General features: G+C 42.2%; 14 protein-coding genes. All 14 read right to left on the bottom strand.

The genetic code is table 11. The features are described from left to right. Window positions 1-372: 372 nt before the first annotated feature. Window positions 373-1,281 (bottom strand): magnesium transporter CorA family protein, encoded by a 909-nt coding sequence (locus GMC92_RS00285; RefSeq protein ID WP_155199422.1) that lies wholly within the window; start codon window positions 1,279-1,281, stop codon window positions 373-375. A 40-nt stretch (window positions 1,282-1,321) separates the two neighbouring features. Beyond that, complete coding sequence (locus GMC92_RS00280; protein ID WP_003015210.1) at window positions 1,322-1,702, bottom strand: PH domain-containing protein; 381 nt, start codon at window positions 1,700-1,702, stop codon at window positions 1,322-1,324. Window positions 1,703-1,781: 79 nt separating this feature from the next. Continuing rightward, entirely contained in the window at window positions 1,782-3,329 is a 1,548-nt protein-coding gene (locus tag GMC92_RS00275; protein ID WP_023917622.1) for a peptide chain release factor 3, read from the bottom strand. A gap of 184 nt (window positions 3,330-3,513) precedes the next feature. Further along, window positions 3,514-5,439: a DUF2207 domain-containing protein gene (locus GMC92_RS00270; protein ID WP_155199421.1), complete on the bottom strand. Its 1,926-nt coding sequence runs from the start codon at window positions 5,437-5,439 to the stop codon at window positions 3,514-3,516. A gap of 58 nt (window positions 5,440-5,497) precedes the next feature. Beyond that, complete coding sequence (locus GMC92_RS00265; RefSeq protein ID WP_155199420.1) at window positions 5,498-6,178, bottom strand: YwaF family protein; 681 nt, start codon at window positions 6,176-6,178, stop codon at window positions 5,498-5,500. 13 nt (window positions 6,179-6,191) lie between these two features. Then, window positions 6,192-6,878 (bottom strand): YwaF family protein, encoded by a 687-nt coding sequence (locus GMC92_RS00260; RefSeq protein WP_155199419.1) that lies wholly within the window; start codon window positions 6,876-6,878, stop codon window positions 6,192-6,194. Between the two features lie 25 nt (window positions 6,879-6,903). Beyond that, window positions 6,904-7,605 (bottom strand): YwaF family protein, encoded by a 702-nt coding sequence (locus GMC92_RS00255; RefSeq protein ID WP_155199418.1) that lies wholly within the window; start codon window positions 7,603-7,605, stop codon window positions 6,904-6,906. A gap of 30 nt (window positions 7,606-7,635) precedes the next feature. Then, on the bottom strand, window positions 7,636-8,247 hold the full coding sequence (locus GMC92_RS00250) for an NUDIX hydrolase (RefSeq protein WP_155199417.1): 612 nt from the start codon (window positions 8,245-8,247) through the stop codon (window positions 7,636-7,638). After that, window positions 8,237-9,607, bottom strand: a complete 1,371-nt coding sequence (locus tag GMC92_RS00245; RefSeq protein ID WP_155199416.1) for a UDP-N-acetylmuramoyl-tripeptide--D-alanyl-D-alanine ligase — start codon at window positions 9,605-9,607, stop codon at window positions 8,237-8,239. Before GMC92_RS00245 ends, GMC92_RS00250 begins: the two co-directional genes overlap by 11 nt. 274 nt (window positions 9,608-9,881) lie before the next feature. Continuing rightward, window positions 9,882-10,928, bottom strand: a complete 1,047-nt coding sequence (locus GMC92_RS00235; RefSeq protein ID WP_155199415.1) for a D-alanine--D-alanine ligase — start codon at window positions 10,926-10,928, stop codon at window positions 9,882-9,884. A gap of 76 nt (window positions 10,929-11,004) precedes the next feature. Next, a complete protein-coding gene (gene recR, locus GMC92_RS00230) occupies window positions 11,005-11,601 on the bottom strand; it encodes a recombination mediator RecR (protein WP_155199414.1) in 597 nt (198 codons plus the stop codon). A gap of 10 nt (window positions 11,602-11,611) precedes the next feature. Then, window positions 11,612-13,663, bottom strand: coding sequence for a penicillin-binding protein PBP2B (gene pbp2b, locus GMC92_RS00225; protein ID WP_070595111.1), 2,052 nt, complete (start codon window positions 13,661-13,663; stop codon window positions 11,612-11,614). Window positions 13,664-13,803: 140 nt separating this feature from the next. Next, on the bottom strand, window positions 13,804-14,436 hold the full coding sequence (locus GMC92_RS00220; protein ID WP_024055948.1) for a DUF421 domain-containing protein: 633 nt from the start codon (window positions 14,434-14,436) through the stop codon (window positions 13,804-13,806). Then, window positions 14,433-14,885, bottom strand: a complete 453-nt coding sequence (locus GMC92_RS00215) for a DUF3290 family protein (RefSeq protein ID WP_024055947.1) — start codon at window positions 14,883-14,885, stop codon at window positions 14,433-14,435. The genes GMC92_RS00220 and GMC92_RS00215 overlap by 4 nt, the downstream gene beginning before the upstream one ends. Window positions 14,886-15,000 lie beyond the last annotated feature (115 nt).

Below are 15,000 nucleotides of genomic sequence, written 5' to 3'. Positions count from 1 at the left end.
GTTTTCTTCTTGCGACCATTTCATATACTTCATCATTGGAGTATAAAAAAATCGGAAAACTTTTATTTTTTGGTAACTCTTATCTTGCGTTTTTACAAATAAATATGTATAATACAGTTAGTATCTAAAATATTTCTGTATAAAGAAATAGGATCATTTTATCTGATTCAACGATTTATTCTAAGTTCTGATTTATTTAGAACCACTCAGTACTATTAAATCTACTCCTACTATTTCCAAGAAGATTTTGTACAGTCGATGAACTATTCACACTGCCCCTTCTTTGGAGAGGAGGGCAGGTGTCTAGATGGTTCCTATTTCTCAGATTATTCTAGATACGAAGAGGCTCGGATTTCTCCAAGCCTCTTTTTTTTATCTTTTTTTCACAATCCAACGCATGACCTTTGCCAAAATGAGCCATAATATAAAGCTACATAGGGATACATAGATCCAAGCATTGGGATCCTCTGTCATAGGAAGAGGGATATTCATTCCGAAGAAACCGGTGATAACGGCTAAGACCGCCAACAAGGCTTCAAAGATGGTTAGGGTTGTCAAGTTGTCATTCAAGTTGTTGTTTAGGATATTGTTGTATGATCCAGACAACTGCTGTAAGACATTGGAAATCAACTCGGTCATTGAAACCAACTGACGCGCTTCGATCATGGCATCATCAAACTGCTCTTTTTCAACATCATTCATCCTGCGATAAATGACATGTGCTTTGATATGTTCTAGCAACATCCGATTTTGCTTGGCTGCCGCGACCAGATACACCATACCGGTCTCAAGGTCAGACAGGGCATAAAGATTCTTTGTCGTCGTTGTCTTTCGAAGCAAACGATTGAGTTCATCTTTGTGCTTATCTAAGCGATCAATAATCGGATAATAAGCATTACTGATCATTTCAAGACCTGCAAAAAGCAACTTATAGATCGACAGCTCCTCATGGCTTTCCAAATAACGAACCATTTGTTCAATGATATAGGCATTGTCCTGGTTACTGATGGTCACGAGTCGCGTATCTTGAACGATAAAGGTCATGGGGATGGTTTCGTAGTATTCCTTGTCCTTTTCTAAATCCAATACATTGTAGATAAAGGTGATCGTTCCGTTTTCTCGATTGTAATCCATATGGGCACGTTCGTTCTTATCCATCGCGTACTCAATGGTTTCTTTGTCAATCTCGTATTTTTTATAAAGATATGAATTTTCAGCAATCAAATCCGAGTCGATATTGATCCATTTCCGATCTTGACCCAATTGTTTATCGATAAACATTCCGTCTCCTTTCTCAACTGTTCTCTATCAACATGATTTTTTATTTAAAGACCGCACTGGCTAATGCTTGCTGGATTTCAATGACACTGTTGTCACTCTTGAATTGTAAAACTTCTGAAGGTTCCACTGCTGAAGAGACCCAGATTTTTAATTCAGCATCCAAATCAAAATGACCGGAAGTTTCTACTGAAAATCGAGAGATGGAGCGATAAGGAAGGGATTTGTAGGAAGTTTTCTTTCCTGTTACTCCTTGCTTATCCACCAAGATCAAACGAAACTCTGTAAAGACGATTAAATCACGAATCAAGCTAAAAGCAAGTGTGACTTGCTCTCCCGGCACCAAGATATCTTCCAGATCTCTTTCTACTTTATCAACATTCTTTTGAGAGGCATTGCCCATCAAACCACTTAGTAATCCCATAGTTTCTCCTTTATAAGCGAAAACGGGTAGATTTTCGTCTTCTTATTCTATTGTTATGGATCGGTTTTGAAAACGTTCCTTATCCCATCTTTTCTTCCAACTCAACGTCAGGATACTTGTCCGCAAACCAACGGAGGGCAAAGTCATTTTCAAAGAGGAAGACTGGCTGGTCAAAGCGATCCTTGGCCAAGATATTTCGGCTTGAAGACATGCGCTCATCTAAGTCTTCTGGTTTGATCCAGCGAACAGTCTTTTTACCCATTGGGCTCATGACCACTTCGGCATTGTATTCATTTTCCATGCGGTGTTTAAAGACTTCAAACTGAAGTTGCCCGACAGCACCCAACATGTATTCACCTGTTTGGTAGTTGGTATAAAGCTGGATGGCTCCTTCTTGCACCAATTGCTCAATCCCTTTGTGGAAGGATTTTTGCTTCATGACGTTCTTGGCAGATACCTTCATGAAAATTTCAGGCGTAAAGGTTGGCAGTGGTTCAAATTCGAACTTGTTTTTACCAACTGTCAGCGTATCTCCAACCTGATAAGTCCCTGTATCGTAGACCCCGATGATGTCTCCTGCTACGGCATTGCTGACATTCTCACGGCTTTCGGCCATAAATTGAGTCACGTTAGATAACTTAGCGCCCTTACCAGTACGAGGCAGGTTGACGCTCATCCCACGCTCAAATTCGCCAGATACGATCCGCACAAAGGCGATTCGGTCGCGGTGACGAGGATCCATGTTGGCCTGAATCTTAAAGACAAATCCTGAGAAATCCTTATCATAAGGATCGACAAGTTCTCCATCTGTCTTCTTGTGGCCGTGTGGTTCCGGAGCAAACTTGAGGAAAGTTTCCAAGAAAGTCTGTACTCCAAAATTGGTTAAGGCTGAGCCGAAGAAGACGGGAGTCAATTCACCCGCAAGGATGGCTTCTTCTGAGAATTCGTTTCCAGCTTCTTGCAAGAGTTCGATGTCGTCTTTCACTTGTTCGTAGAAAGGATTGTTAGCAAAAAGCTTGTCTCCGTCTTCTAGACTAGCAAAACGCTCATCTCCTTTATAGAGTTCCAAACGTTGGTTATAAAGGTCATAGAGTCCCTCAAAGGCTTTTCCCATCCCGATCGGCCAGTTCATTGGGTAACTCGCGATGCCCAAGACTTCTTCCAATTCTTGCAAGAGGTCCAGTGGCTCACGACCGTCCCGGTCTAGCTTATTCATAAAGGTAAAGACGGGAATGCCACGGTGTTTCACAACCTCAAACAATTTCTTGGTTTGAGCCTCGATCCCTTTGGCAGAGTCTACGACCATAACCGCCGCATCCACCGCCATCAAGGTCCGGTAAGTATCTTCTGAGAAGTCCTCGTGCCCTGGGGTGTCTAGGATATTGACCCGTTTTCCATCGTAATCAAACTGCATGACAGATGAGGTTACCGAAATCCCACGTTGCTTCTCGATATCCATCCAGTCAGATTTAGCAAAGTTTCCAGTTTTCTTCCCTTTAACAGTACCGGCTTCCCGAATCTCTCCCCCAAAGTAGAGCAACTGCTCTGTAATCGTCGTTTTACCAGCATCCGGGTGGGAGATGATGGCAAAGGTACGGCGTTTTTTAATTTCTTCTTGTACGTTCATATTCCTAATTCTTTCTCTTTTTATTTTCTGATAAATTTACAAATTCATCTCTACATCGGATTTCTCCTCAATTTCTCTATCTTTTCTATTATAGCGAAAAGAGGCACTTTTTTCAATGATGGATCTTTTTGGGGACGCAAAAAAAGACCAAAATCCGTAGATTCTAGTCCTCTTATCATGACTGTTAGAAGGCTCCAAATCCTCCGCCACCGCCACCATCAGAAAAGCCACCGCCGTCAAAACCGCCACTGCCATCTGAGGAGTTAGTAGAGAAGCTTGAAACGCTATAGGAATCATCTGCATAACTCATCAAGGTAGAGCCGTCTAGGAAGGAATTTGAAGAGGTCGTTATCCAAACAACAGCATCCCAATCCTCATATGGTAAGGAAATCTGATGATTTTTGAGTACCTGACTCACTTTTTTAGCTTGACCATACATAGTTGCATAGACTAGGATACGATTCCATAGAACAACACTCTCCAGTTCCGCTTGGTTGAAATTTGGAATACTTTCGATCATATTTCGAAAGGCCATCCATTCAAATTGTGCATCCAAGTTCTCTAAGGATTGGAGATGTTCTTCGCGAATTTTCACAAGAATATAAAATGGAATGAAGAACAAAACCAAAAGAAAAATGATCCAAAAATAGAAGGAAGATAGGTGTGATCCAAATCCGAGAGATAAGAAACACATGCTCACAAATAAGATCAGTAAGAGCCAGAAATGTAGGGCGCAACCTGTTTTTGAAAAAGCTTCTTCTTTTTCAGTTAAGTCTCTAAAATAAGAGGGCAATCCTAATTTTGCAATTTCCTTTTCTACACCTTTTGACAATTGCTGGGCATCCTTTTTTAAAAGGGATTGAACTTCATTTCCGATCTTTCGAATACGGTCTCGTTGCGTGTCTGATTTAGCAGCTCGAAAGTCTTTTTTTAGGGCTACTTTATCAATTTTATACTTTGAGAATACCTCACGGATATTGATTTTAGATTCTTGATCAAAAATCATTTCAATAAACTTTAATTCAAAATCAGCCAAGCCTTCATAATGGAGACAGGTCAAGGTTTCCCCATTTTCATCCCTAGTCAACCGAAGATTTCCTCGATCAATAAGATCTAACATGGTTGCCTGGATGAGATGATTAAATTTTAGTTGCCCCTTCTCTCTAGACATCACCATCCGTTCAAAATCAAGTTGATACAGTGCCTTAGCTAGGACAAGAGGAGGTAAATTCTGTGGTGGTTCGTATAATCGTACTCCTTTTGAAATTCGACGAGTTCTGGTACTGATAAAATACCGGATCCATGGAATGAAAGCTAGGATAAATAAAAGAACAGATACAATTGGAACGACCTTGAGTAGAAGGGTCCGATAAAAGAATGTTTTTTGTTCAATGGATTTTTCTTTTTTGAGAAATGCATCTTTTCTATTTTCTTTTTGAATATGACTCGATTGGGACTGTCGTAAGGCATCTGTCATTGGCCAATAGGCATGTAGTTCGAGCTTTCCATTTTTTGGAAAATCCTTTGTCCAAATATGATAACCAGTTGCAGTCCGTTCGACTTGGGCTGGTGGATTAAAGTAACCAGTATGGGCATACAGTTTTCCCTGCTTGGCATCCAAGCCATCTACATAAAAATCTAATTTCGCGACTTTCTCATCTCCATCTGAAATAGGAAACCAATTCAGTTCTGCAATATCCTTGTAGAAAGTCAAGAGATGATCAATCTTCCATTTTACTTTGATCTTGACCGTTCCTCCGACGATACGGGCATTGTATATTTTTAATTGCCGACCATCTTCCAGGTCTGTCTCCTCTACACGAATCTCACGTTTTTCCCCATCCACATAGGCTTCCACCTCAGGATGACGATGAATCTTAAACCCTTTTGGAAGAGGATCTGCGCTTCCTAGGGTTACATATTGACCATGATAGCCTGTCTGAAACTGATAGGTAATCTCTTGTGTAAATGTTGCTTGGCTATCTTCCTGCAATTGGAGGTGTCCTACATAGGATTCAATCGAATAGCGAACTTCATCATCTGCATGTGCGATCGTGATTGTACAAACCAAACTCCAAATAAGGGAAATCATTAGCAAGAAACGCTTCATATATTCTCCTTTAATATAAAACAGGGTTGAGACCGAAATGTCCCAACCTTCCTACTTGTTATTTTCTCACTTTCACCCGCTCACTTCTGCGGCTGAAGAACTGATTAAAGAGTAATAAAGCAAGGGCTAAAATACTGGATACAACCAGATAGTTGAGCCATACCTTATCCCCTCTCATAATCGGAGGGCGGGCCATCAGGCCATAATTTCCTCCCGTCAATTGATTGACTCCAACCAGGAATAAATCTAAGCCAAAGGTATAGAGAACAATCTGACTATTTTTTAAGAGGTTTCGATCATACCATCTCAAAAGATAAATCAAGGAATTGATGAGGAGACAGTAATGTCCGAGGAGGAAAGAAAAGCTCGTAATATGAGGGAAAGTGTAGGGATCAAAGACTGGATAGCCCAAAGCAAAGATGGCTCCACTCACTCCCATCAAGGCAAAGAACTGTTTGCTTTTCCATCGGTCTGGTAAAAACAAGACCGCAAACATGGCCAAGCGGCAATGATAAAATGGTAAGCTATTGGACCAAGGAATGTGGTAGGCAAAATACCACAGATACAAGCAAATTAACTGGAAGCCTTGTAAGTATTGAAAGCATTTACGAAATTGCTCATTCTGATAATAGCGAAGTGACATCATAATCGCTGTCACAACGAACAAGACCATCACACTATACCAAAGTGCTGAGATTGCTGGTGGTGCTGTTGATTCTGTAGTGAAAAAATGATGCATAAAATCTCCTTATTTAAACAGATTTAGGTATTCTTCTTTTCTTACTGTACTGAACGATAATATTGATGAAAATCAGTGTCCCCGTCATGAGAACTGTCACGATCAAATAGTTGAGCACAAGGCCATGGTCACCGATCACAGGTGGGCGACGCATAAAGCCGTAGTTTCCACCCGTTGCGAGATTCGCAAGCTGAATAATGGCATTGACCCCAAACGTCATCTGACAGATCTTCCAAACAGCCCCTTCTTCCACCTGGTAGGATTGAACCAGATAGATCAAACAGTTGGCCAGGAGAGCCCAGTGACCAAAGACATTGTTGATCGAGGATACGTGAGGAAAAGGGTAGGGATAAAAAACGGGATGAACCAAGGCCATAATGGAGCCAAAGACTCCCACAAGTGCAAAATATTGCTTGAAGCTGCCCTTAGGAGCTAAGAGAATAATCCACATGGCCATCCGGCTATGATAGAAGGGAAGACTCTCTGAAAGAGGCAAGCGAGCAGCTAGATACCAAGCGTTGATAATCAGCAACTGGATCAACTGCCCCCAATACCAAAAGTTTTGGTAGCCTTTAGAGTGAGCAAATCGAATGGACAGAACTCCCACTACCACCAATGAAGTCGGCAATAAGAAATACCAGACCCCCAATTGAGGAGGGGCCGTTGGTTGACTGGTGAAAAATAAGTCCCAAAGTGTCATGATTTCTTTCCCTTATCTGCTCTTTTTATTCTGAACGCGAAACGATATTCTCTTCTACCATCTTGTATTTGTATTTATAGCGTTGATTGACCAAGCAAATACCAGCCACCATCACGATGCTGACCAAGAGGTAGTTCAAAAGAGCACCGTGGTCTCCAATGATTGGTGGACGCTTTAAGAAGCCGTAATCTCCTCTGGTCAAGAGGTTGACCAAAAAGATGACTGCATTCATTCCAAAAGTGATCTTAACAATTCGTAAGCTGTCTTGTTTTTCCGACTGATAAAAATCTTGCAGGTAAATCAAACTATTGGCAAACAAGGCCCAGTGACTAAAAATCAGATTGAGCACGGTAATATGGGGGAATGGGAAGGGGTCAAAGGCTGGATAAACCAAGGCCGCAATGGATCCTAGAACTCCCAACAAGGCAAAATATTGCTTGATATAGGTTCCTCTCGGAGCAAAGAGTATTGCAAGCATGGCCAAGCGACAATGATAAAAAGGCAAATTATCCGTCAAAGGCATGTGGGCGAGAATATACCAAGCATTGATGGTCAAGACTTGAATCAATTGTGCCCAGTACCAAAAGCGTTGGTAGCTTTTTGACTGCGCATATTTGATAGAAAAGTAGCCAACCACCAACAAGGAAGCTGGTAGGAAAAAGTACCAGAGTCCAAACTCAGGCGGGGCTGATTTTTGGTTCGTAAATAATAAATCCCAAAGTGTCATGTTTATATCCCTTTAATTTATAGATCGTTTTTAATCACAATACAAATCTCGTTTCCCATCATAAACCTCCCAAAGGAAATTCAATTGTTCTTCTGTATTGCGCTTGGTAGAAAGAGCAGGTATCTTCTCTCTCTCAAAAAATGCAAGATCGGAAATTTCCTGATTCTGTTGAAAACTTCCATCCAGCAATTCACATTCAAATACCAATTTCACATATTGGCGGCTTTGCAATTGGTAGCGATTGGTATCAAATACTGCCAACAAGCGATTGACACGTGCTACATAGCCCGTTTCTTCTTGGATTTCCTTTAAAATATTTTCTTTAGGAGAATAGCCAACCTCACCAAAACCACCCGGCAAGGCCCAGGTCTCTTCTCCCTGACCTTTCACCAGACAAAGTTTTCTATCTTTGACAATCCAAGCGCTAACATCAATTAAGGGGGTGTCATAATAGTTTGTCGGTCGAAACAAATCCGATAATTCTTGTGAATTCAGATCAGTCATTTCTCTCACAAGATCCTGTAAAATTTCACGAATATCCTGGTAGCGCTCTTGATCAAATGGATCTTTTGAGAAGGCTAAGCCTGTATTGGTGATTGAAATCAAGCGCTGAATGTCCTTCAGTACATTATTACTTACCATTCTCCAATTCCTCTACTAATTTGGCTAGATTCATGGAATTGCTTCCCTTGATAAGGATTTGGTCTTGCTCTTTCAAGCTTTCCTTGACTTGTTTGACCATATCCTCAAACTGGTCTTCCTCAGCTGTCTTCTTGAAATAATAGACATGTCCGAGTGGGAACATCTGGCTCGCTAACTGAGCCAATCCCGCAATGTCTTGGCCGTAGAAAATAACCGTATCCAAGACATCTGGCGAGAGACTGAGAATCATTTGGTTGTGTAGATCAATAGATTGCTCCCCTAGTTCTTTCATATCTGCCAGGACGGCTAATTTTCGACCATTTGGATTAGCAGGAATAGTCGAGAAAGTTTCTAAGATTAGGCGCATAGCCGTCGGATTGGCATTGTAGACATCGGATAAGATATCTGCTCCATTACTGGCCTTTTTCCATTCTGTCCGGTTGCGCGTCAATTGCAAGGTTTCAAAACTATCACGAATTGCAGCTTCACTCACTCCTTCTTTCAAAGCAACATAAGCTGCAATCATGGCATTGGTCGCATTGTATTTTCCTGTTACCGGAAGATCAATCGCTTCTTCTAAGAAATTAGCTCGGAAAGTTAAGCTATCCTTTCGCTCGATTAACTCAGTAATAAAAATCTCCTCGTCTGGCCCAAAGCGAACCAATTTTTGTTTTTCAGGGAGGTAGGCATTCACGATCGGATCAGCTGGAACCACCAGAAGGCCACCTTCTGGCATGCCATCCGCAATCTGGAGTTTTCCTTTTGCGATCTCACTTCGATCTTTAAAGAATTCCAAATGGGCTTCTCCAATCAAGGTGACAATAGCAGCTTTTGGATGCGCCAGTTCTGACAAGAGATGGATATCTCCTAGGTGGTCTTGCCCCATTTCGAGGACTAGTTTGTCTGTCCCTTCTGGCATATGCAAAACCGTATAAGGAAGACCAATTTCGTTGTTATAGTTTCCTTGTGTTTTATAGGTCAGGTAGGTGGTGGACAAAAGCTGTGCCAACATATCTTTTGTGGTGGTTTTACCATTTGACCCCGTCACTGCAAAAACATCCACTTTTGTCTTTTGAAGATAGGCTGCAGCTAGTGTTTGAAAAGCGCTCAATACATCTTCCACCAAAATATAAGGGTGGCCTTCTACCACTTTCTCTGAAAAAGTGGCTACAGCTCCATTTTCAAAAGCAGTCTCAATAAAGTCATGACCATCACGCGCTCCCTTTAAAGGAACAAACAGATCTCCAGGCCCAATCAAACGGCTGTCAAATTCAGGCTTGACGAGGGCCACATCTTCAAATTGGCTGATATCATTTTTTGCATGTACTAGATGAGCAACTTCATGTAATGTGAGATTCATATCCGACTCCTCAGTTCTCCGTAGCGTCTTCAAAAATTTGGACGCTCCTATCAAATTCTTCTCATTATACCATATTCTAGACCACAAAAAAAGTGGCTGGGACAGAAGTCCTAACCTCTTGATTGTTTTTGGATTGTCAAGCAAGACGCAGTGGTTGAGTGGGCTCTACTACACTGATTTCATCAGCTTTTACAGCCCTACTTAACTGTGCGGAGGTGGGACGACGAAATCGAATTCTAACGAATTACCGATTTCTGTCCCACTCTCTCTTTTCTTACAACAAATGCGCTTCGTGTTTTTGGAAGACTTCTTTTCCAAGCTCTACTAACTTGGTGATCAAATCTGTATAGTTGAGTCCCATATTGTCCCAAAGCAAGGGATACATAGACCATTGGGTAAATCCTGGCATGGTATTGAGTTCGTTTAAGAAGATGTCTCCTTTATCGGTATAGAAGAAATCACAGCGAGCTAAGCCCAAACCACCGATTGCACGAAAAGCTTTTTCTGCGTTGGTCCGCATGATTTTCACAACCTCAGGGTCCAATTGAGCTGGAATCGCCATGGTAATTTTGTTGTCGATGTATTTGGCATCATAATCATAGAAGGCCACATCTTTCACAACTTCACCTGGCAAGGTGCTCTTCACATCATAGTTTCCAAGCAGTCCAACTTCGATCTCACGCGCATTAACCCCTTGCTCTACTAAGACACGGCTATCGTATTTGAAGGCCAATTCGAGAGCAGCCCGAAGTTCTGTTTGGTTTTCAGATTTTGAAATCCCTACGCTTGAACCCATATTGGATGGTTTGGTAAAGACAGGATAAGAGAGAGTCGCTTCAATTGCAGCAATTTTCTCATCCACGTCATCGCCTTCCACTACAGCTACATAAGGAACTTGCGGAATTCCTGCAGACTCTAAGACCCGTTTGGTCGTGATCTTGTCCATCGCAACACTAGAAGCTAGGATACCACAGCCAACATAAGGCATCTTCAAGACTTCTAAGAAGCCTTGAATGGAACCATCTTCTCCCATCGGTCCATGAAGAACTGGAAAGACCACTGCTCCTTCCTTGTAAATCGCAGATGGAGCCACTTTTTTAGACCAGTCCACTGTATCGTTGGTCATCAATTTCTCATCATCCGCTGGTTTCTCTTCAAAAGCTTGCGTCTGGATGAAGTCTCCTGACTGCGTAATAAAGTAGGTTTGAACCGAAAATGCTTGGTAATCAATCGCGCGCATCACGCTTTCTGCTGAAAGAACAGATACTTCACGTTCTGCACTACGTCCACCATACAACAGGATTAAGTCTTGTTTACTCATAGTTTCTCCCTAATTGTTCCCTTGATTTCTTACTTGATAGTATACCACAATGATAGCCCTTTCGAAAGAACTTCTCTTATAATTCTGTCCGATTTTCGATCGCACGAAGCAAGGTCACTTCGTCCGCATACTCGATATCGGCTCCAACTGCCAGACCACGTGCCAAACGTGTTACTTTGATCCCTGCAGGTTTGAGCACGCGCGAGATATACATAGATGTCGCTTCCCCGTCTGCTGTTGCATTGGTCGCAATAATGACCTCTGTGACTGTTCCATCCATCAAGCGACTAATCAAACTCTTGAGATTGATGTCATCAGGTCCCACGCCATTCATGGGCGAGATCAAGCCATGTAAGACATGATAGTGGCCATGGTATTCCTGGATATTTTCCATAGCAGATACATCCCGGCTATCTTCTACAACAAGAATGAGGGATGGATCCCGCGTTTCATCTCGACAAATCTCGCAGGTTTCTTCATCGGTTAAATTGCCACAAATACTGCAATACCCCAGCTCACGCTTGGCATTGAGTAAGTTTTTGGCAAATTCATTGACATCATCATCTGACATACCAATGGTGTAAAAAGCCAGACGAGTCGCTGTTTTGATCCCAATTCCTGGCAACTTCGAATAGCTGTCAATTAATTTTGCAATAGGTGCTGGATAAAGCATAGTTTCCTCTCTAATTCATGGGGTGTTTCTGATTGTATAAGTTAATAATGTCACGCGTAATGGAATGACTGACTGTCGCTTGTAGATTGGTATTATGTGGAAAGACCACCGCTACCGCAATCTTTGGATTGTTTGACGGTGCATAAGCCACCACATTGGTATTAATGGCTTGTTTGCCTCCATCGACTGTGGTTTCGGCCGTACCGGTCTTGGCACTAATGGAGACACTGGCACCTTGACCAACAGTTTTCCCTGTCGTCAACCCACTCGTACCATTGGCAACCTGGTAGAACCCTTGCTTGATCAAAGCCATGTCCTCCGCTGAGATATGGACCTGATTAAGCTCCTTGGTTTCGATCGCTTTTTTCAACTGACCAAGGCCCCCTTGATCATTATTGTCATAGATGCCTTCGACGACATGAGGACTCACCCTCTTCCCATCATTTGCAACGGTTGCCGCATACTGGGCCAATTGCATCGGCGTATAGTTGTCAAACTGACCAAAGGCATTGGTCAAATAATTACCGACTGTATAGTCTTTTGGAATAAAACCGGTCGATTCATTGGGAAGGTCAATCCCCGTTGACGTTCCAAGACCATATTCCGCAAAAGTAGAGCGCAGTTTTTTCATAGCAGGTTCAACCTGATCCACTTGTAAGGTCATGTTTGGAGTGTAAGGCTGCCCCATCATCTTAAGGGCAATTTGGACCATATAGGTATTAGAAGAGTATTCCAAAGCTTCTACCGCATTGATGGAACGACTACCGTATTGGGTAAACCAAGAATTGATAGGAGCGGATCCTGCAAAAACAATCGGCTGATCGGTCAGAACCTGGTTCCCAGAAATGGCTCCATTTTCCCATCCAGAAGTCAAGGTTGCTCCTTTGACCACGGATCCTGGAACGAAGACGTTGGTCACTGTTCCCAACGCATCTGCCGATAGATCTTGACTACCAGCCTGGTGTTTAATCCCTGCCATGGCAAGGACCTTCCCCGTATCGGGCTCCAGAGCTACGGCATAAACACCTTCAGAGTAGGTCGCATTTCCAGCTTGCAACTCTGCGCTAAAGGCAGAGCGAAGGATATCTTCCACTCCTTTTTGGAAATCCAAATCAATCGAGAGCTTGAGGTTTTCTCCTTTGGCCCCTTTTGAAACGTCGACCACTTTTTCCATGTTGCCATTTTTATCTAGGAGAATTTCTTTTTCACTGCGTTTTCCTTGAAGGACATTTTCGTATTCTTTCTCCAAATAAGAGGTACCAACCCGGTCATTGAGAGCATAACCTTTTTTGACATAGTCCTCAACCTCTTCTGCTGGAAGCCCCGCCTGCTCGGTCGATACGTTTCCAATAATAGAAGCTAAAGGAGTGTCCAAAACCTTGCGGTCCCAGCTAGTCGTGATGGCAATTCCCGGAAGGTCCTGACTGTCCGCAGCGATGGTCGCAATCTGCTCAGCTCCTAGTGCCTGCGTCGTAATGATCCCTGTCGCAAAATTCTCCACCGCATTCATCTGGCTATAGAGATAAATAATCTTTTTCTCATCATCTGTATAGCCGAGTTTTGAAGGGTCGATACTATCCACTGCCGCTTGATAAATCTTGGCTTCCGGCAGGCGGTTGCCATCGGTATCAAATTTCTTTTTCTCAGGCAGGTGTTCCACGACCTCTTGGTAGACCTTGGTATTGGCTAGATAGTAATCCACTTCTTGCCGTTCGGTTACTTGAGGATTTTCTACATCGACATACTGTAAGAGTTTCCCAGCTGTCTCTCGCATTTCTTGGGCCGTCATTTTACGATCCCGCGTAAAAGTCAGGACCTGTTTGCCCACATTTTCCACCAAGGGTTTACCAGAAGCATCATAGATTTGCCCTCGCACACTCCCTTGTTTGACCGTCTTTTTCGTAGCTTTTGCCAATTTATCCGTATAGTAGGCTTGGTGAGTGATCTGCATATAGCCAAGTCGGGCAATCAGCACCAAAAAAAGAAGGCAAATCAAACTAAACAGCAGGTAGAGTCTGCGTGTAATCGAATGATTCTCAAACTTCCGTATTTTCTTCTTCATGAAATTTTCTATCCTTCTTTTCTAATGAACACTTACCTTCCATTTTACTATTTTTCCCAGAGTATCTCAAGAAAAGGAAGAGGCCTTTCCTGGAATTTTATAAAGAAAAAAGATTGGACAGGCTCGTCCAATCTCTTCTTTTAATAGGTCACAACATTGATTTTTCCTTTGTCATACTCCGCAATGAAAATATCCAAAACGTTGTCATAGCCTTCTTTTTCCAATTCAGCCAGCAACCACTCTTCACTTTTCCCAATTGTTTCCAAAATTTCAAGCTGAACCACGCCATCAGTAATGATCGGGTATTTAGGATTTTCATCCCCCGCACGGACAACGATCATTTGACCGTTTTGTTCAATGACAGCTCGTTTCACTCCCTTTAATTGGAAAATTCCTTGTGAACGCAATTTCAGGGCAACGTCTGAAGCAGAAAGTCCCTTGGATCGACAAGCTTCCGGATCAAGCTTCCCATCTTTGATAATGACAGTTGGTTTGCCATCGATCAAGTGCTTCATAAAACGGACATTGGTATTGAGCCATTTTAAGAGTAAGATCAAAATAGTCCACATCAAGAGAATCACAATGTATTGAAGAATGGTAATGGAGCTATTGTAGATGACCCCACCAATAATTCCCCCAAGAACAAAGTTCTGTATCTGGTCTACTGCAGAACTTGGTGCTAAGTTTCCTTTCCCGGTCACATTGATTACAAATACCAAGGAAATCAAGCCGATAGCTAATTTAATCAAAATGGCTAAAAAATCTACTGTCATTTGTTCACCTCCACAAGTTCCACGTCTGTTTTATACAGATCCATCTTTTCTAATAGGTAGCTATCTGGGTCAGAGCCTGCGATAGCTCGGTAATAAACCTCTCCAACCTTCAGGATCGCCCCATCTGTGGCTGCTGAAGTATTGACATAGACATCTTCTTTTTTGACATCCAACTCCTTTGAGACGACCTCAATAAAATGGAGTGAGCGTTGGAACTGATCATTATTACTTTGGCTATTTTGGAAATTGCTGATACTGATCAAGACCACTGCCACCAGAGTTAAAATGGAGATAATAGATAATTCGCGGAATTTGCTATCGTGCTTCTCCCGATAGGCTTTCACCGCAAAAAAACCAGTCAGAAGAACAAGCAAGCCAGATATCCCAATGGTCACCCAGTTTTGCTGACTGATCTGACTCAATACATAGTCATAAGAGTAAAATTTCATAATGAACTCCCTTTCTCCAAATGAATTCAAGCTATTATAATGTATTTCAGGGGAGAATTCAAGGCATTCTAATCAGAAAAAAATATATTTTTTGTTATAATAAAATTATCTATCA

The organism is Streptococcus parasanguinis, assembly GCF_009717775.1.
In the GTDB taxonomy this organism is placed as follows: domain Bacteria; phylum Bacillota; class Bacilli; order Lactobacillales; family Streptococcaceae; genus Streptococcus; species Streptococcus parasanguinis_AG.
Note: the sequence above shows the minus strand (reverse complement) of the source record. Positions and strands in the feature narration are given on the sequence as shown.

Coding starts and splice junctions, on each gene's coding strand:
- GMC92_RS00260 (WP_155199419.1), bottom strand. CDS start 6,878: ATGACACTTTGGGACTTATTTTTCACCAGTCAACCAACGGCCCCTCCT.
- GMC92_RS00245 (WP_155199416.1), bottom strand. CDS start 9,607: ATGAATCTCACATTACATGAAGTTGCTCATCTAGTACATGCAAAAAAT.
- GMC92_RS00235 (WP_155199415.1), bottom strand. CDS start 10,928: ATGAGTAAACAAGACTTAATCCTGTTGTATGGTGGACGTAGTGCAGAA.
- recR (WP_155199414.1), bottom strand. CDS start 11,601: ATGCTTTATCCAGCACCTATTGCAAAATTAATTGACAGCTATTCGAAG.
- GMC92_RS00275 (WP_023917622.1), bottom strand. CDS start 3,329: ATGAACGTACAAGAAGAAATTAAAAAACGCCGTACCTTTGCCATCATC.
- GMC92_RS00270 (WP_155199421.1), bottom strand. CDS start 5,439: ATGAAGCGTTTCTTGCTAATGATTTCCCTTATTTGGAGTTTGGTTTGT.
- GMC92_RS00215 (WP_024055947.1), bottom strand. CDS start 14,885: ATGAAATTTTACTCTTATGACTATGTATTGAGTCAGATCAGTCAGCAA.
- pbp2b (WP_070595111.1), bottom strand. CDS start 13,663: ATGAAGAAGAAAATACGGAAGTTTGAGAATCATTCGATTACACGCAGA.
- GMC92_RS00255 (WP_155199418.1), bottom strand. CDS start 7,605: ATGACACTTTGGGATTTATTATTTACGAACCAAAAATCAGCCCCGCCT.
- GMC92_RS00285 (WP_155199422.1), bottom strand. CDS start 1,281: ATGTTTATCGATAAACAATTGGGTCAAGATCGGAAATGGATCAATATC.
- GMC92_RS00265 (WP_155199420.1), bottom strand. CDS start 6,178: ATGCATCATTTTTTCACTACAGAATCAACAGCACCACCAGCAATCTCA.
- GMC92_RS00220 (WP_024055948.1), bottom strand. CDS start 14,436: ATGACAGTAGATTTTTTAGCCATTTTGATTAAATTAGCTATCGGCTTG.
- GMC92_RS00280 (WP_003015210.1), bottom strand. CDS start 1,702: ATGGGATTACTAAGTGGTTTGATGGGCAATGCCTCTCAAAAGAATGTT.
- GMC92_RS00250 (WP_155199417.1), bottom strand. CDS start 8,247: ATGGTAAGTAATAATGTACTGAAGGACATTCAGCGCTTGATTTCAATC.